Source organism: Bacillus tuaregi, assembly GCF_900104575.1.
GTDB classification, from domain to species: Bacteria; Bacillota; Bacilli; order Bacillales; family Cytobacillaceae; genus Bacillus_BD; species Bacillus_BD tuaregi.
In genome coordinates, this window is the sequence record NZ_LT629731.1 from 3,883,348 (window position 1) to 3,901,707 (window position 18,360).

15 protein-coding genes and 1 pseudogene are annotated in these 18,360 nt (G+C 38.8%); 3 read left to right on the forward strand and 13 right to left on the reverse strand.

Going from position 1 to position 18,360, the window contains the following annotated elements; genetic code table 11:
- Positions 1 to 69: 69 nt before the first annotated feature.
- From BQ5321_RS21055 to BQ5321_RS21070, 4 genes and pseudogenes are all read right to left on the reverse strand, one after another.
- On the reverse strand, positions 70 to 2,202 hold the full coding sequence (locus tag BQ5321_RS21055; protein ID WP_081836702.1) for a heavy metal translocating P-type ATPase: 2,133 nt from the start codon (positions 2,200 to 2,202) through the stop codon (positions 70 to 72).
- Positions 2,195 to 2,563 carry an ArsR/SmtB family transcription factor gene (locus BQ5321_RS21060; protein WP_019381805.1) on the reverse strand — a complete coding sequence of 123 codons (369 nt, stop codon included), beginning with the start codon at positions 2,561 to 2,563 and terminating at the stop codon, positions 2,195 to 2,197. Before BQ5321_RS21060 ends, BQ5321_RS21055 begins: the two co-directional genes overlap by 8 nt.
- 173 nt (positions 2,564 to 2,736) lie before the next feature.
- Positions 2,737 to 3,393: a CadD family cadmium resistance transporter gene (locus tag BQ5321_RS21065; RefSeq protein ID WP_019381804.1), complete on the reverse strand. Its 657-nt coding sequence runs from the start codon at positions 3,391 to 3,393 to the stop codon at positions 2,737 to 2,739.
- An 848-nt stretch (positions 3,394 to 4,241) separates the two neighbouring features.
- A pseudogene (locus tag BQ5321_RS21070) lies at positions 4,242 to 4,532 on the reverse strand (PH domain-containing protein); the annotation flags it as partial.
- A gap of 183 nt (positions 4,533 to 4,715) precedes the next feature.
- Here BQ5321_RS21070 and plsY point away from each other — a divergent pair.
- Both plsY and BQ5321_RS24975 read left to right on the forward strand, forming a co-directional pair.
- Positions 4,716 to 5,189: a glycerol-3-phosphate 1-O-acyltransferase PlsY gene (gene plsY, locus BQ5321_RS21075; RefSeq protein ID WP_315970112.1), complete on the forward strand. Its 474-nt coding sequence runs from the start codon at positions 4,716 to 4,718 to the stop codon at positions 5,187 to 5,189.
- Positions 5,110 to 5,319, forward strand: coding sequence for a hypothetical protein (locus BQ5321_RS24975; RefSeq protein WP_327021772.1), 210 nt, complete (start codon positions 5,110 to 5,112; stop codon positions 5,317 to 5,319). Before plsY ends, BQ5321_RS24975 begins: the two co-directional genes overlap by 80 nt.
- 64 nt (positions 5,320 to 5,383) lie before the next feature.
- On the opposite strand, the gene BQ5321_RS21080 is transcribed toward BQ5321_RS24975, so the two are convergent.
- Positions 5,384 to 5,944: a thioredoxin family protein gene (locus BQ5321_RS21080; RefSeq protein WP_071396334.1), complete on the reverse strand. Its 561-nt coding sequence runs from the start codon at positions 5,942 to 5,944 to the stop codon at positions 5,384 to 5,386.
- Between the two features lie 283 nt (positions 5,945 to 6,227).
- On the opposite strand from BQ5321_RS21080, the gene putP reads away from it, so the two are divergent.
- Positions 6,228 to 7,721, forward strand: a complete 1,494-nt coding sequence (putP, locus tag BQ5321_RS21085) for a sodium/proline symporter PutP (RefSeq protein ID WP_071396335.1) — start codon at positions 6,228 to 6,230, stop codon at positions 7,719 to 7,721.
- A gap of 157 nt (positions 7,722 to 7,878) precedes the next feature.
- On the opposite strand, the gene gatB is transcribed toward putP, so the two are convergent.
- The 8 genes from gatB to ligA form a co-directional block, all read right to left on the reverse strand.
- Positions 7,879 to 9,306 (reverse strand): Asp-tRNA(Asn)/Glu-tRNA(Gln) amidotransferase subunit GatB, encoded by a 1,428-nt coding sequence (gene gatB / locus BQ5321_RS21090; RefSeq protein WP_071396336.1) that lies wholly within the window; start codon positions 9,304 to 9,306, stop codon positions 7,879 to 7,881.
- Positions 9,307 to 9,318: 12 nt separating this feature from the next.
- On the reverse strand, positions 9,319 to 10,776 hold the full coding sequence (gene gatA, locus BQ5321_RS21095; RefSeq protein WP_071396337.1) for an Asp-tRNA(Asn)/Glu-tRNA(Gln) amidotransferase subunit GatA: 1,458 nt from the start codon (positions 10,774 to 10,776) through the stop codon (positions 9,319 to 9,321).
- A gap of 14 nt (positions 10,777 to 10,790) precedes the next feature.
- Positions 10,791 to 11,081 (reverse strand): Asp-tRNA(Asn)/Glu-tRNA(Gln) amidotransferase subunit GatC, encoded by a 291-nt coding sequence (gene gatC, locus BQ5321_RS21100; RefSeq protein WP_071396338.1) that lies wholly within the window; start codon positions 11,079 to 11,081, stop codon positions 10,791 to 10,793.
- Between the two features lie 118 nt (positions 11,082 to 11,199).
- Complete coding sequence (locus BQ5321_RS21105; RefSeq protein ID WP_071396339.1) at positions 11,200 to 11,637, reverse strand: YueI family protein; 438 nt, start codon at positions 11,635 to 11,637, stop codon at positions 11,200 to 11,202.
- A gap of 148 nt (positions 11,638 to 11,785) precedes the next feature.
- Positions 11,786 to 13,066: an isocitrate lyase gene (aceA, locus tag BQ5321_RS21110; protein ID WP_071396340.1), complete on the reverse strand. Its 1,281-nt coding sequence runs from the start codon at positions 13,064 to 13,066 to the stop codon at positions 11,786 to 11,788.
- Positions 13,067 to 13,235: 169 nt separating this feature from the next.
- Positions 13,236 to 14,831, reverse strand: coding sequence for a malate synthase A (gene aceB / locus BQ5321_RS21115; RefSeq protein WP_071396341.1), 1,596 nt, complete (start codon positions 14,829 to 14,831; stop codon positions 13,236 to 13,238).
- A gap of 337 nt (positions 14,832 to 15,168) precedes the next feature.
- Complete coding sequence (locus tag BQ5321_RS21120; protein WP_071396342.1) at positions 15,169 to 16,338, reverse strand: CamS family sex pheromone protein; 1,170 nt, start codon at positions 16,336 to 16,338, stop codon at positions 15,169 to 15,171.
- Between the two features lie 12 nt (positions 16,339 to 16,350).
- On the reverse strand, positions 16,351 to 18,357 hold the full coding sequence (ligA, locus tag BQ5321_RS21125; protein ID WP_071396343.1) for an NAD-dependent DNA ligase LigA: 2,007 nt from the start codon (positions 18,355 to 18,357) through the stop codon (positions 16,351 to 16,353).
- Between the last annotated feature and the right edge of the window lie 3 nt (positions 18,358 to 18,360).

The following is an 18,360-nucleotide window of genomic DNA, read 5'->3' on the forward strand; positions in this document are numbered from 1 at the left end:
CCTTTTCATTCAGTAAGAAATCATATAAAGGGATAATAAAACCATTATCCCTTTATATGAAACAGTATTTTATTCTTTAACTTTTAATAATCGTAAGCTGTTTAAAGTTACAAGCAATGTTGCCCCCATATCGGCAAATATAGCTATCCATAACGTTAACCAACCCGGTACAACTAAAAGTAAAGCAATAGCTTTAACTACTAGAGAGAAGGTAATATTTTGCTTAATGGTTCTCAATGCTTTTCGACTTAGTTTCATCGTAAACGGTAATTTACTTAAATCATCTGACATTAAAGCAATATCGGCTGTTTCAAGTGCTGTATCCGTTCCAGCTCCACCCATTGCAACCCCAACTGTTGATGCCGCAAGAGCTGGAGCATCATTTACTCCATCTCCAACCATCGCCACACTATGATACTTTTCGCGAAGTTGTTTAATATAGTTCAATTTATCTTCTGGAAGGAGATCGGCCTTAATATCAGATACACCAACCTCTTTACCAATTGCTTCTGCTGTACGTTGGTTATCACCAGTAAGCATAACAGTTTTTTCAATTCCTAGTTGATGAAGTTTTTGAATAACTTCTTTAGATGTTTTTCTTACTTGATCAGCCACAGCAATTAAACAGAGAATTGCGTTGACGGTTCCAAGAATCATGACCGTTTTTCCTTGTGTTTGTAGGGTTGAAATTTGTTCAGAAATGGTTTTATCTATACCATTTGGAAGAATTTCCTCAAACATACTAGGACTTCCTACATAATACATCTCGTCCTTAACTTTTGCTTTTATACCCTTACCAGTTATAGATTGAAAATCTTCAACAGATACTTCATTATAATTTAATCCGTTTGCTTCTGCTTTTTTCATAATTGCTGAAGCAAGTGGATGTTGTGATCCTTTTTCCAACGCTGCTGTGATGGTCAATAACTCATTTTCATTTCCGCCAAATGTTACGATTTCTGTTACTGCTGGAACCCCTTTTGTTAATGTTCCTGTTTTATCAAAAGCAATAACCTTCAATGCACCGGCTTCTTCTAGGTGGATTCCACCTTTGATTAAAACACCATTTCTTGCTGCGTTTCCTATTGCGGTCACAACAGAAACAGGCGTAGAAACAACTAATGCACAAGGACAACCAACGACTAGTACGGATAACCCTTGATATATCCATTCGCTCCAATCTCCGCCAAATAATGGTGGGACAATAGCGATTAAAAAGGCTAATACAACAATTGCCGGAGTATAATATTTGGCAAATTTATCAACAAATGCTTGAGAAGGAGCGCGTTCTGCCTGAGCTTCTTCTACTAAATGAATTATTTTCGAAAGAGTAGTATCTTCCACTAATTTAGTTACTTTTACTTCTAATAATCCTTCTTCGTTCAAAGTACCAGCGAATACTTCATCATCAATGGTCTTTGTCACCGGGACAGATTCACCTGTAATCGCAGCTTGGTTTAAGGTAGATGTCCCTTTTACAACGATTCCATCCATAGCCAACTTTTGACCCGGTTTCACGATCATAATGTCGCCTACTTGAATGTCATCAACGCTAATCATTAACTCTTGATTTCCACGTCGTATTAAAGCTTCCTTTGGAGCTATATCCATCAAGGACTCAATGGATTGACGAGCTTTGTCCATAGAATAGCGTTCTAAAGCTTCACTAATGGCAAAGAGAATAACAACTGTTGCTCCTTCTCCCCATTCACCAATTAATGCAGCCCCAATAATAGCGATTGTCATAAGAGTATTCATATCAAACTTAAATCTGCTTAGATTTTTAAAGCCTTTAATAAATAAGGAGTAGCCACCAATTAATATAGATGCCGCATATCCGATTGTTGGTACAATATGACCTTCTCCGAGTTGTTCTCCTAATAACCAACTAACGATTAATAATAGGGCTGAAATATACACTTTAACGTTTTCTTTTTGCTTCCAAAAAGGTTCACGTTCTACTTTTTGTGCTTTTTCATCTCGTAATTTTAAGTTATCAAAAGCTCCTGCTTTTTCAAGCGCTTCAACCGTTGTATTTCCTACAACTGTTATTTTAGCAGCACCAAAATTAACTTGTGCATCCAAAACGCCATCCAGACGTTTCACGTTCTCTTCGAACGTTTTTGAACAGTCTGCTCAGGTGAGTCCTTGAACTCTGTAAGTTTTAGCTTCTTGGTTGTTTATTTTAGCTTGTTCAGACATTGACTTTCATCTCCTTTTTATGAGTTAATGCAATAACCATTAACTGTCTAATATGTTCATCATCAAGCGAATAAAAGGCTAGTTTGCCTTCTTTTCGGTATTTTACAATCCCTTGTTTATGAAGGGTCCTTAAATGGTGAGATGTCGTTGCAACAGTAGCCCCAATGATATTAGCTACATCACACACACAAAGTTCATCATCTTGACATAATGCATAGGAAATTTTTGCCCTATTTTCATCTGCAAGTGCTTTAAATAATTGGGAAACACTAGATATATCTTCTTTTTGCATCTCACCTTGTATTCGTTTGACTTTTGCTTCGTCATAACAATAAATATCACAAGTATCTTTCTTACTCATTACTCATTATCCCTCCTTTTATTCAAGTGTATGTTTGAATATATTATATATTATTACCCTAACATTATTCAAATGATTATTTGAATAATGGATAAAAAATTAAATAACTCAATAAATTCCATATCCAAACCTACTTATATTAGCAAATGATCATAACGATCAAAACTGTTACATTATTTGAATAGATTTATCAAAGAAGTAAATAGTTCATTTTCTAGCATGATATATATTCCCAATCCTATAAATACAATTGGAATAATCCATCGCCCGTATTTCTCAAGTGTTTCAGAAACAAATCTGAATCTCGCAAGACGGTAACCCAGTAAACACCAAATTGCAACCATTATAAAGAATGTAACTACAGTAATAATTAATTGATTTGTTTCTAACGTTGAAAAAATCGGAACATAAATTCCAATATTGTCTCCACCATTAGCAAAAGTGATAAAGGCTACACTTAAATAAAACTTATTAAATTTGTTTAACCTAGAAAGAATATTATCATCATCATCATCTTCACCTTTGATGAACAGTCTAACTCCTAAATACATTGGAATTAGGCCAAGTAAACCAACCCATTGATCAGCAAGAAGTGTTATCCCAAAGGTTGCTAAAAGACTGATTAAAACTAGAAGTGCAAAACCTAGATATTGACCAATTACTATATCTCTTGAGTTAATACGTTTCGAAACCTTGTTAACCGTTTGACCATTACTTGTTTTAGATTGTGACCTTGCCATAGAGAATAACATCATCAAGACAAAAATATCATCAATATTGGTTACAATAAAAGCACCAAGAGCAGAGATGATTATTAAAATTAAATCCACCTGATTCAACCCCTTTATTTTTTATTAATAATTTAATACTCATTAACATTCAAATATTTATTTGAATGTTAAATTTCATTTTCTATTTTACGTTTACATAAACAAATAGTCAAATGGATATTTGAATAAAGAATAAATCGACATGAAATTAGCACTTTGAAACTAAAAAAGGATGATTACTTTTCTATTAGGTAATCATCCTTTTTGGTTATCCAACCATTATTTATTATGAACTGTTACTGTAAATACCATGTAACCCTCTGGACTGTCAGGATCATAAGAGTCGATTTTTATTGCTTCTTTCTGAGTATCCGGACCATCTATTCTGGGGATTTTTGGTATTGTTTATATCTAATTGGGAACGTTCCGTTAGGTTTGGTTTGGGTGTACAACAATTATCAGTCATAATTTCTCCTATATTTCACAATAACATTGTTAATTAACTTACTATGTATTATCAATAACTTTCTTTATAGGTGTTACTCAATTATATGGCCCGATTGTAGAACAAGAAAAAACCCTACATATCAATATACAGGATTTATGATCAAAATTTATACAAATTATAAAACCTTATTATAAATGGTCAGACTTTTTATAATTAATTAAGGAATTCCCAAAGAAACAATTATGAAACTAGTTAGCATTTATATATAAAAAACTCTAGGATTTAATTTCGACATACCTTAAAAAAATTTTCTAATTGAAAAGCGAATAAATTGATTATTGAGACTGAACAAGAAACGACTGACTCTTTTCTAAATCATAATTTCTATTTTAACAAAGTTGTGAAAGAATTTACTATTTAATAGTGTACATTAATCGTGTACAGAGTATAGTTAACTAAATAGGTCAACCGTTCCCGCTGTTTCTAGAACAACATTTGCTATACTATGCTCAGCGTAGCTATATCGTCGTAAAGATCTTTTTTTGCTAACAGCACTAGTTCCGTCTAAATGAACAACAGCCTTATTTGTAAAGCAATACTCATCCGTTTTCGATTTAATTAAGAAGAAAATTTTTTCATTTTCTTCATGCATCACATAATCATCCGCATCTACTTTATCGTAATCTACAGGTTTAATGACACTTCCAATATCACTTAAACCAAGTACATCAGATGCAACCTTTTTAAACATGAGCCCCAACTCCTTATCATTTCTTTAATCATGTACAGTTCCATATTCATTATAGTGTATTAAACACACAAGGCATTTACATACTCTTTACTATTTTATGAAAAAAGCGAAAAAAATAACTTCTATTTTTCATATCTTTTTATTACATTTGAATATATAGATTAGCTACCAAAGGATGATCTCATGACATTATTTATTTCTATACTGGCTTATGCGTTAGGTTCCATTCCAACTGCCTTAATCGTGGGTAAAGTGTTCTTTCATATTGATATACGTGAGCACGGAAGTAATAATCCGGGTGCCACTAATACCCTTAGAGTTCTTGGCAAAAAAGCAGCTATACTCGTCTTGCTGATAGATGTTGGAAAAGGAGCGTTAGCAGCCTTAATGCCTGATCTTTTACAGGTTGATATTGCCCCACTTCATTCCGGACTATTAGCGGTCATTGGCCATTGCTTTCCTATCTTTGCTGGCTTTCGAGGTGGAAAAGCCATCGCTACTACAGCAGGGGCGCTGGTTGTCGCAAATATTGGGCTATTTTTTATTACATATATCACTTTTTTTTCTTGTTATCTTTATTACAAAATATGTATTCTTCGGTTCGATTTCAGTAGGAATTGTCTTACTTCTGTATTCACTAATGGAGAATGGCTCTGAAAATGACATCCTTTTTATTGTTTTCCTATTATTGCTCATTTTTCTCCATCGGACAAACATTCGTAACTTTATCACTCATCAGGAACCTAAAATTAACGACAAGAACTTAGCAAAAGACCGGATTAAATAGAGTGTCAGGCACTGCAAAAAGACAAAATAGACCATTTTGTCTTTTTGCAATGAACACCATTTAGTTATTTACGCTTAGTTAATACCGATATAATACTATCTGCAACGGTATGCCAGATTTCTTCCTCTCGCATATATCTTTCTCTTAAGTGCTTATACATTTCCATTTGTTTATCTTGAAAATCCGGGCTCTCTTGGTCAGGAAGCTTATTGCGTTCACTAATGACAAGTTCCTGGAGCTTTTCTGCCCGTGGACCCCAGACCGCCTTCTCCTGACCATTATCATTAATAAAAATAAAAATCGGTATGGATCTGGCTGTTCCATTTGTTAAATATTGATCCATTAATTCAAGATTTTGGTCACGTAATATAAATCGAACTTCCATCCCAGCTTCTTCGGCTAACCTAAGTAGAATAGGGTTATTTAACATGGCATCACCGCACCAATCCTCTGTTAGGACAATCACCTTTAGCCCTTTGTTTTTTATCGTTTGTATTTGTTCCCTTTCTACCTGATTCAATGAATACTCCGAGTAAATCTTATTCATCTCATCCTTATTTACCTTCATCCCAGCTACATACTCTTCGAATGTTAGACCCTTCTGATACCAATTTAATAAATTCATTGCCAACCCACCTTTTTCCCTTTTTAAAAGAATTATTTTATCATTTTACCCATACTTTCACTGTGCTTATCAAATGTTTTGACTCAAGTTACTAAAAATACTCTCATTATATATTTCAAACTAAAATTATAACTTTATCTATTACTCTTAACAAATCCATAAATATTATTAATTATCTCAAGCTTATCTATTGTGAATACTTGTACTATGCGCAAAATATAAACTATTATAGGAATAGATAGAATACAATATCAATATAATAATACTTTAAAGGAGAATTTTTATGTCAAACGAAACCTATCAGCTCATTGCTATTGTGTTATATATGGCAGTTATGTTGTGGATTGGTTGGTATGCCTATAAAAGGACAGCTAATTTAACGGATTATATGCTAGGAGGTCGTTCGTTAGGACCCGCAGTCACTGCATTAAGTGCCGGTGCAGCAGACATGAGTGGATGGCTTTTAATGGGATTACCTGGGGGCATCTATGTTTCAGGTCTAGCAGATGCTTGGATTGCTATCGGATTAACGATAGGAGCCTATTGTAATTGGTTTTTTGTAGCACCTCGTTTGCGCTCCTATACACAAATTGCAAATGACTCGATTACCATTCCTAGTTATTTAGAGAACCGATTTCATGATTCCACAAAACTATTGAGAATTATTTCCGGTTTAGTGATCCTCGTTTTTTTCACCTTCTATGTGTCCTCTGGAATGGTTGCCGGCGGCGTTTTCTTTGAAAACACCTTTAATGTCAGCTATCATACTGGACTCTTAATCGTCAGTGGCGTTGTTGTAGCCTATACATTATTTGGCGGATTTCTAGCAGTTAGCTATACTGATTTCCTTCAAGGACTTATGATGCTATTTGCTTTAATACTTGTTCCTGCTCTTGCGGTCTTTCATACAGGCGGTCCAGCAGAGACGATCAATACCATTCGTACAATCGATCCTACTCTTCTTAACCTTTTTAGAGGTACGACCTTCCTCGGAATTATATCAGCACTAGCTTGGGGGTTAGGCTATTTCGGACAGCCCCATATCATTGTTCGCTTTATGGCCATTACTAGTGTAAAAGAAATTAAGAATGCCCGCCGAATTGGAATTGGCTGGATGATTTTTTCCTTAATTGGCACTATGTTAACCGCATTTATTGGAATTGCCTTTTTTGCCAAACATACAGAATATACATTAAACAATCCTGAGGCAGTGTTCCTTACTTTAGGTCAAATTCTTTTTCACCCGCTTTTTGCCGGATTCCTATTAGCCGCTGTTTTGGCAGCCATTATGAGTACTATTTCTTCACAATTAATCGTTACATCAAGTGCACTTGTTGAGGATTTATACAAGGTACTGCTTCGCCAGGATGCTAGTGATAAAGAATATGTCTTCTTAGGAAGAATGGCTGTACTAGCGGTGGCAATTGTTGCTGCGTTTATGGCATTTGAGCAGGACAATACCATTTTAAATCTGGTCGCATATGCTTGGGCTGGTTTTGGTGGGGCTTTCGGTCCAATAATACTTTTAAGTCTATTCTGGAGGAAAATGACCAGCTGGGGAGCATTTGCCGGAATGGTATCCGGTGCTGTTACTGTTATTCTATGGGCCAATTTTACAAAGGCAGGAATAATCCCATTTCAGCTGTACGAGATTGTTCCAGGGTTTATCATAAATCTCATCTTTTCTATTGTAGTTAGCTTATTCACCTTCAAATCTAACAAAGGAATTGAGAAAGCATTTGATGAAACGATAGCTATGACGAAAAACAACCAATAATAAGCATGAAAAGGTCATAGCTGCAGCCGTTCTTTTTTGTCATATTCCATCCTTTCCCGGGAAATTATCAATATATTTGTCAATTTTCCTTTGGTATTCTTAATCATTTATATGTGCAATCAAAAAAGCTGATGGAATAGCCATCAGCTTTTTCATATTACCGTTTTTGCAATTCTTCCATTAATAGCTTATTAACCATTTGCGGATTGGCTTGTCCTTTTGATGCTTTCATGACTTGACCAACAAGAGAACCAATTGCCTTTCCTTTTCCGTTTTTAAAGTCTTCCACTGACTTCGGATTTGCATCAATTGCTTCTGTTACCCATTTTAAAAGGGCACCTTCATCAGAAACCTGCACAAGCCCTTTCTCTTTTACCACCTTTTCTGCATCGCCGCCGTTTTCAATTAACTCTTTAAAAACCGTTTTGGCAATTTTGGATGAGATGGTTCCATCTTGAATTAATTTAATCATACCTGCAAGAGATTCTGGTGCAAGCGCTACTTCATGTAATTCCTTTTGCTCTGCATTTAAGTAGGCTGATACATCGCCCATCATCCAGTTGGAAGCAAGCTTTGCATCTGCACCGGCTTGAACAGTCGCTTCAAAGAAATCAGACATTTCCTTTGTTACCGTTAAAACTGCTGCATCGTATGCTGGAAGCCCTAGCTCCTCCACATAACGTTTTTTGCGTTCATCCGGTAGCTCAGGAATCTCTGCACGAACACGAGCCTTCCAATCTTCATCGATATAAATATCTAATAGGTCCGGCTCTGGGAAATAACGATAATCGTCAGATCCCTCTTTTACACGCATCAGGCTAGTTGTATTCGTTACATCGTCATAACGGCGTGTTTCCTGTTCAATCACACCGCCTGAACGCAATACCTGTGCTTGCCTTTTCTCTTCATACTCAAGTCCTTTGCGGACAAAGTTAAAGGAGTTTAAGTTCTTTAACTCCGTCTTCGTACCAAACTCCTTTTGTCCGACGGGACGAAGTGAGATATTGGCATCACAACGAAGGGAACCTTCTTCCATTTTACAATCAGATACACCCGTGTATTGGATGATAGACTTTAGCTTTTCCAAATATGCATAGGCTTCATTCGGCGTACGGATATCAGGCTCCGAAACAATTTCAATTAACGGTGTTCCTTGGCGGTTATAATCACAAAGTGAATAACCAGGACCGTGATTCAATTTGCCGGCATCCTCTTCTAAATGGATACGAGTAATGCCAATTTTCTTTTTATAGCCGTCAACCTCAATTTCAATCCAGCCATGCTCGCCAATCGGCTTGTCAAATTGTGATATCTGATATGCCTTTGGATTATCTGGATAAAAGTAGTTCTTACGGTCAAATTTGGTTTCTGTCGCTACTTCACAGTTTAACGCCATACAAGCCTTCATTCCGTAATCGACTACCTTTTTATTTAGTACAGGCAGTACACCAGGGTAACCTAGCTCAATAACGGATGTGTTTGTATTAGGCTCTGCCCCAAATTTATTTGGGCTGGCAGAGAATATTTTTGATTCTGTTTTTAACTCAACATGGACTTCTAGTCCAATAATCGTTTCAAATTCCAATGTTCTCCCCCCTTACAATGCAGGCTTTTGCTTATGATAATCTGTTGCCTGCTCATACGCATGGGCAACACGGTAAACAGTGCTCTCATCAAAGTGCTTTCCAATAATCTGTAATCCCAATGGCATACCATTACAGAAACCGCAAGGAACAGATATTCCCGGCACACCTGCCAGATTTACTGGTATCGTTAAAATATCATTGACATACATAGTTAACGGATCAAGAATCTTTTCACCAATTGTGAAAGCAGGTGTCGGAGTAGTCGGTCCAATAATGACATCATATTTGGCAAATACATCATCGAAATCCTTTTTAATCAGTGTACGTACCTTCTGTGCTTTCTTATAATAAGCATCGTAATAACCAGAGCTTAAGGCAAAGGTACCAAGCATAATACGTCGCTTCACCTCATCGCCAAAACCTTCTGATCTTGAATTCTTGTATAGATCGATTAATGTTTCAGAGTTTGGTGAACGATAGCCGTAACGAACACCATCAAAGCGTGCCAGGTTGGCAGATGCTTCTGAGGATGAAAGTAAATAATACGTCGCTAACGCATATTTAGAATGTGGCAGCGATACTTCTTCCCAAACAGCCCCAAGACTCTCTAACACCTTCAAGGCATCTAAAACAGATTGACGTACCTCTTCATTTACACCCTCGCCTAAATATTCCTTTGGCACAGCAATCTTCAAGCCCTTTACATCTCCTGTTAAAGCTTGGACAAAATTAGGCACTTCAACCGGTGCTGAAGTCGAATCCATTGGGTCAAGCCCTGAAATAGCCTGCAGCAGGTATGCGTTATCTTCAACATTCCTCGTAATCGGACCAATTTGATCTAATGAAGAGGCGAATGCTACGAGACCGAAACGTGAAACACGGCCATAGGTCGGCTTTAAGCCTACTACACCACAGAAAGAAGCCGGCTGTCTAATCGAGCCGCCTGTGTCAGAACCTAATGAGAAAGGTACCTCTCCCGCAGCTACAGCAGCAGCCGAGCCGCCTGAAGAACCACCTGGAACCTTTTCTAAATTCCATGGGTTATAGGTTTTTTGAAACCCTGAGTTCTCATTCGAAGAACCCATTGCGAATTCATCCATATTTAATTTACCAATGGTAATGGTCTCTGCTTTATGTAAGTGATCAACAACCGTTGCATTATAAATAGGATCAAAGTTCTCAAGTATTTTACTTGCGCAAGTTGTACGTAAATCCTTCGTGACAATATTATCCTTTACACCGATTGGCATACCGAACAGAAGACCTTTCGATTCGTCAGTCCCGATTTTCCCATCTAGCTTTTTCGCAGTTTCCCTTGCTCTTTCCTCATCTAACGTTAAAAATGCCTGTACCTTGTCATCTACCTCTTGAATTCGTTTATACGATTCATCGACAAGATCAGACACTGTAATCTCTTTTTTATGTAACAGCTCATGAAGATCTGATACTTTATGATCAAACAAACTCACAGGGTCTCTCCTCCTTACTCAATAATAGCTGGTACTTTTATTTGTCCGTATTCATGCGCTGGTGCATTTTTTAGTACGTCTTCAACCGGAATTCCAGGCTTCGCTACATCATCCCGCATGACGTTCTTCATATCTAAAACGTGTGATGTAGGCTCTACATTCTCTGTATCTAGCTCATCCAACAGCTCAGCAAATGTAATAATGGCACCTAATTGCTGGGCAAACTTTTCAGCCTCCTCCTCCGTAATCGCCAGTCGAGCCAGGTTTGCCACGTGCTTCACTTCATCCATTGTAATTTTTGTCATTATTGGTCACCTCCTAAGGAATTCGAACAATTACACAATAATTTGATAATATCAAACTTTAGTATGCTAAACAAGAGTGTCAGGCTTGCATATTAGACAATACCTGACACTTTTTTCATCATGGAATTAGTTTTTTAAAAAAGGAAAATACCCCTTTTTTCTCCTCCTGGACCTCAGGCACAGCCGGTTTTCTTGTGACAAAAATATTTTCCTTATCTACAGCATTAGAATGGGCAAGAATTAAGCCAATATCAGTCTGATGCTCCTTGTTCGTGACAATGGTGAATTCTATTTTATATTGATTAGCCTTTTGAATATATTTAGATAAAAAACGATAATCAATCTGTCCATTTAAATAAAGGTGTGTTTGCGGGTGCTCCTTCATTTCCTGCTCCACATCGCTGTATATCTCTTCCTCCATTACTTGCCCTTGTGTCAAAGCAACCTCGATTCTTTCCCGTAAAGTCCCTAGATACTTTCTTCTTTCATCGGGGTTCGTCTCTTTTGGACCATGAATACCTTGCTGAAGATACTCTTCAACCTTTGATTTCTCCATGTGCCACACCTCCATGACTATTGAACCTACTACTATGTATGTTTGCCGACCTATACAAGTGAATAATATCAGCTTTTCCATCCTCATACCAAAAAATTCCCTCTTTATAATGAAAGAGGGAATTTTTCGAATGCATATTTGATTTACATTATTTAGAGTTAAACTGCTCTGCTTCTGTTGATCCTTTCAGGGCTGTTGTGGAAGACTGTCCGCCGGTAACTACCATTGACACTTGATCGAAATAGCCTGTTCCAACTTCTCTTTGATGCCTTGTTGCTGTATAGCCATATTGCTCGCTGCCAAACTCTGCCTGCTGCAACTCTGAGTATGCTGCCATACCGCGATCACGGTAGCCTCTTGCCAGTTCAAACATACTGTGATTTAAGGCATGGAAGCCTGCCAGCGTAACAAACTGGAATTTATACCCCATTTTGCCGAGCTCTCTTTGGAACTCTGCAATGGTTTGCTTATCAAGCTTCTGCTCCCAGTTAAAGGAAGGTGAGCAATTATAGGCTAACGGTTTCCCTGGGTATTTCTCGTGAATAGCTGAAGCAAATCTTCTTGCTTCTTCAAGATTTGGCTCTGATGTTTCACACCAAACTAAATCTGCATACGGTGCATAGGCAAGCCCGCGTGCAATAGCCTGATCCAAGCCGGCTCTAGTACGGAAGAAGCCTTCAGATGTCCTCTCACCTGTAATGAATGGCGCATCGTATGGATCTACATCACTTGTAATTAAATCAGCTGCATTCGCATCTGTACGGGCAACTAGGATTGTCGGAACCCCCATAACATCCGCCGCAAGCCTAGCAGCAACTAAATTACGCACAGCCGTTTGAGTTGGAAGTAGAACCTTACCACCGAGGTGTCCGCATTTCTTTTCAGATGAGAGCTGATCCTCAAAGTGAACCCCTGATGCACCTGCTTCAATCATGCTTTTCATGAGCTCAAAACAATTCAACTGCCCGCCAAAGCCTGCTTCGGCATCGGCCATGATTGGGGCAAACCAATCAACTCTTCTATCGCCCTCTATATGATGAATTTGATCTGCACGCTGGAGAGCTTGGTTAATACGTTTCACCACATTTGGTACACTGTTTGCCGGATATAAGCTTTGGTCTGGATACATTTGACCGGCAAGATTAGCATCTGCTGCAACCTGCCAACCGCTTAAATAAATCGCCTTGAGACCTGCCTTTACCTGCTGAACGGCTTGGTTACCAGTCAGGGCGCCGAGTGCGGCAACATAGTCCTCTTCATTTATCATTTTCCAAAGCTTTTCTGAACCTCTTTTAGCCAATGTATATTCAATATCGATTGAACCTCTAAGTTTAATAACTTCCTCAGCCGAATATGGTCTTTTAATGCCTTTCCATCTTGCTTCATTTCTCCAGCTTTCTTTTAATTGTTGGATTCGATTTTGTACCATTTACAAACATCTCCTTTGTTCGTACAGAATGAGTTCAAAATTCACCTCTAAGAGAACGATGAGTATGTTTCCTATCAATCTATCTATCCTTATCCACCATACATACTTTTTTAAAGAACAAATTAACAATAAGTATTGTATTATAACGAACGCTCAGTCTACAGAAAACCTATTCTAATATTCCATAGCCTGGTAAGGTTAGAAAATCTACGAATTCATCGTTTAGAATCAGCCTGTCAAATAACTGAATCGCATCATGAAAGCGCCCATTTTGATAGGCTTCTAAGCCGATTTCCTGCTTGATTATCTCCATCTCTTCCCTTTTAAATCTTTCATACATCTCTCGTGTTACTTTTCTTCCATCATCCAGAACTCCCTTTGGATGACGAATCCATTGCCAAAGCTGAGCTCGGCTGATTTCCGCTGTTGCTGCATCCTCCATTAAATGATAGAGCGGCGCTGCTCCTCTTCCGCATAGCCAGGAAGCCACATATTGAATACCTACTTTAATATTCATACGGACTCCGTCTTCGGTAATCGTCCCCTTTGGTACGGCTAGAAGATGACTGGCATTCACTTTAATCGATTGCTGCTTTGATGAATCGATTTGATTGGCTTCCGGCATTTCACGATTGAACACTTCCATCGCTACCGGTACTAAACCAGGATGCGCTACCCATGTTCCATCATGTCCATCACGAGCTTCCCGTTCTTTATCTGCACGAACCTTGGCAAATGCCTCCTCATTCGCTTTTGGATTCCCGCTTACCGGAATTTGCGCGGCCATACCCCCAATTGCCGGTGCCTTTCTTCGATGACAGGTTTGAATGGTTAATAGGGAATAGGATCTCATGAACGGAACAGTCATTGTCACCTGGGATCGATCAGGTAAAATAACATGATCCTGGTTGCGCAGCTTCTTCAGATAACTGAAAATGTAATCCCAGCGACCGCAATTCAAGCCTGCTGAGTGGTCCCTCAGTTCATAAAGAATCTCGTTCATTTCAAAGGCTGCCATAATGGTTTCAATTAGAACGGTTGCCTTAATCGTACCTTGAGGGATATTAAGATAATCCTGTGAAAAGACAAAGACATCATTCCACAGTCTTGCTTCAAGATGGCTTTCAAGCTTTGGCAGATAAAAGTAAGGCCCTGTCCCTCGCTCAATCAGCTGCTTCGCATTATGGAAGAAATACAAACCAAAATCAAGCAAGCTGCCAGAAATTGTCTGTCCGTCTAAGAGGATATTTTTTTCTTCTAAATGGAATCCTCTTGGGCGTACAAGAAGTACGGCGGTTTCATCCTTTAATTTGTATTCTTTCCCAGCAGGATTATGAAAGGAAATCGTTCTTCTAACGGCATCTCTTAAGTTAATTTGCCCTTCAATCATATTTCTCCAATTCGGTGCCGTTGCATCTTCGCAATCCGCCATGAACACCTTAGCACCGGAATTAAGAGCATTGATAATCATTTTTCGATCAGTCGGTCCGGTAATTTCCACACGTCGGTCTTGAAGATCCTTCGGAAGCGGTCGAATGGTCCAATCAGCTTTTCGAATATGAGCCGTTTCAGGCAGGAAATCCGGCAGCTTTCCTTGGTCAATCTCTTTTTGCCTAATTTGTCTTCTCTTAAGTAACTCTTTGCGCCGTTCGCCAAACCGTTCTTCTAACTGCTCGATAAAACTTAATGCTTCTGGAGTTAAGATTGTCTCATAGCCCGGCAATAATTTTCCGATAATTTGAATGCCAACCTTTTGTGTGGACATATTATTAAATCCCCTCCCTGTTATAAAACATTCATCGTCCTCATGTAAAGTATTATATAACAGAATTTTCAAAAGTGTATAACTTTTTTAAATTTTCACTAATATACTTTTCGACAAACTCTAATACTAGAGGACGGTGATTGCTACCGCTGAACGCTGACTCACTTTTTCCACCAAATAAGTAATGCATGCGCCTGATCAAGCTATAGTCTGCATAAGACGCACCTAAATAGAAGGCGTTCCTGCCTTCCATTAAGATGCGGCTGGGCTGACACTGGGCGCTGGAGCTAAACAAAAAAAAGATAGAGAAACGCATGTCTCTCTATCCTATTACGGATTAATGATAAATATGAACAAATGGTTCTTTTTGATCGACCTCTTTCACAATTAGCGCTTCAGGCCCATTTACAGAGGATATATTCACTTGAACGGAAATATAATTCGGAAAATGCTCCATTACTTTACCGGTTACAAATTGTGTAAAGCCGATTCCCTCTGTTTTCCCATAAAATTGAATTGGAATATCAATATTTAGATCTTGAAGATGACCTCCTGCATAAAAAGCCCGTCCAACGACACCATTAAAGTTAGGAAAATACTTTTCAACATCCTGTTTGAAGTTAGAGAAGGACGTTGCATCATCTCTGTGCTTTTCTGTAGCTTCACCAGACGGAAATAGAACATATTTCTCATCAATTGTCTTCCAGTCTCCTAGTTGAGAGCTTCCTTTACCAATATTGGTATAAGTAAAAAAGCTACCAGGCACGACAGAGGTCCTGCTCTCCTGATGGAACAAGGCTATGGTGATCGGGATATCCTTCAATCCGTCAATATTCCGTAATCGTTTGACGATTTCTTCCGCCATTGCCTTTCCTTCCTTTTCTATTGTTTCAGGTGGAATTTTGGTTTCAAACGTTGCACCGTATTCTTCCTTTTGATAATAATGGATTGAATTCATGGCTAATCCAATGACAACACCACCAAGACTTACCTTGCCATTATCCCCTTTTACTAGGTAATTGTGCTCTAATATATGGGCTAGATAAATCGGACTCTTTTCATTCCTTTCTTCTATTGTCCCCTTCTCATCATCGAGCGGGTTCAAGCCGAGATTTTCTGATTCCTTCATGTCTCTTGCTTCTAGCTGCTCGGGAGTAAACTTACGATTCAACCATGATTTTACCGTTTTTGCCTTTAAGTATTGGCCTTCCTGAAACAAATACTGATCAGCATCAAATGTATTCTGTGCTACTCTCATCAATCCCATCTCAAACTCATTCAGATCATATCTTGAATTCAAATTATTAACGACTAACCCACGCGCCTCTGATGGTTTAAAGGGTAAAATAGTCCGATAATAGTCATCAGAAATATTATATTTAGGAATAATCGCTTTTTCATCTGATTTCTTCTGATCCTGTACAACCTCTTCTTGTTTTTGGAAGTTTGGTGCACAGCCTGACATCAATAAGACTGAACAGAGAGCTATACTTAAGATTTTCCTCACGTACAACACCTCTTATTCCGATAATTCTTCAACCAGTCTCTCCTCATTCCACACCATAATGCCTAAGTCTTCCGCCTTCTTTAGCTTGGAACCGGCATCTTCACCTGCGATAACCAAATCTGTCTTTTTACTCACACTTCCAGCGACATTTCCACCAAGTGCTTCAATTTTTTCTTTCGCTTCATTTCTAGTCATTTCAACTAATTTACCCGTTAAAACAATAGTCTTACCAAAGAAAAAGGAATCCGATTGCTCTATAGCAGCAGGCTTTGCACCCGTATACTTCATATTTATTTCTAATTCCTTTAACTCCTGAAGAAGCTCTTGAACCTCTTCCTGTTCAAAAAATGTAACAATCGAATCGGCCATCTTTTCGCCGATTTCATTAATGGCGGTTAATTCTTCAAGGGTAGCTTGCGAAAGCTTGTCCATCTCTTCAAACTGCTGTGCCAGCGTTTTCGCTGCCTTCGCTCCAACATGGCGAATGCCTAATCCAAATAAAAGCTTCTCAAGTGAGTTGGATTTAGATGCCTCAATGGCCGACAATAAATTGGTTACAGACTTTTCTCCCATCCGCTCTAGACCAAGTAATTGCTCACGCGTAAGCTTATAGAGGTCTGCAACATCTTCAATCAGTTTTTCAGCAAATAGCTGACTGATGACTCTTTCTCCAAGACCGTCAATATTCATCGCATTTCGAGAGACAAAGTGGATTAAACCTTCACGAATTTGTGCCGGGCATTTAGGATTGATACAACGTAGTGCCACTTCGCCCTCGATACGAACAAGCTCACTGTTACACTCTGGGCAATGCGTCGGCATGTAAAATTCCTTTTCCTCGCCTGTTCTTCTTTCCGGCAGCACATTCACCACTTCCGGTATAATATCTCCAGCCTTTTTCACTACGACTTGATCCCCAAGCCTAATATCCTTTTCCCGGATTAGATCCTCGTTATGAAGGGATGCTCTCTGTACTGTTGTACCCGCAACCTTTACAGGACTTAGAATCGCGGTTGGTGTAATCACGCCCGTCCGGCCGACGTTTAGTTCAATATCCAGCAAAGTCGTGACAACTTCCTCAGCTGGAAACTTATAGGCGATTGCCCAACGCGGGCTCTTCGCCGTGGTCCCTAGCTCCTTCTGCTGGGATAGAGAATCCACCTTAATAACTATGCCATCAATTTCGTAAGGGAGATGAGGACGTTTCTCCGCCCAGCCCTCAATATATTTCAATACTTCCTCAATATTGAAGCATGTTTTTCTTTCCTTATTGGTTTTAAATCCAAGCTGTTCAAGCCAATCAAGACCCTCGCTATGGGCGGTGACTCTTGAATCTCCCATATTGGCAATGGAATATAAGAAGATGTCTAGGTTACGGGAAGCGGCAATTTTCGGGTCCAGCTGACGTAATGAACCTGCTGCAGCATTTCTAGGGTTTGCAAATGGTTCTTCACCGTTTTCCTCTTTCAGCTCATTCAGCCTTAAGAAACTGCGCTTTGGCATGAAGGCCTCACCACGCACTTCCAATGTCATCGGCTCTTTAAGACGAAGCGGAATCGAGCGGATCGTTTTTAAATTAGCCGTAATATCTTCTCCTACCGTTCCATCACCACGGGTGGCCCCTTGAACAAAAAGTCCCTCTTCATACTTTAGGGATATTGCTAGGCCGTCAATCTTCAGCTCACAAACATATGAAAATTGATCTCCGACAGCCTGGCGGACTTTACGATCAAATTCCCGTAAATCATCTTCATTAAAGGCATTCCCAAGACTTAACATTGGGCTATCATGGGTTACTTTATGAAACATGTCCAAAACCTGCCCACCAACACGCTGCGTTGGCGAGTCAGGGGTCACAAGCTCTGGAAATTGCTCTTCAAGCTTTCCTAATTCCTGCAATAATTGATCATATTCCGCATCCGGAACAGTTGGTTTATCCAGAACATAATATTCGTAGTTATACTGATTTAACTGCTTTCGCAAATCAATTATTTTCTTTTCAGCTGTTTGAAGATCCATATA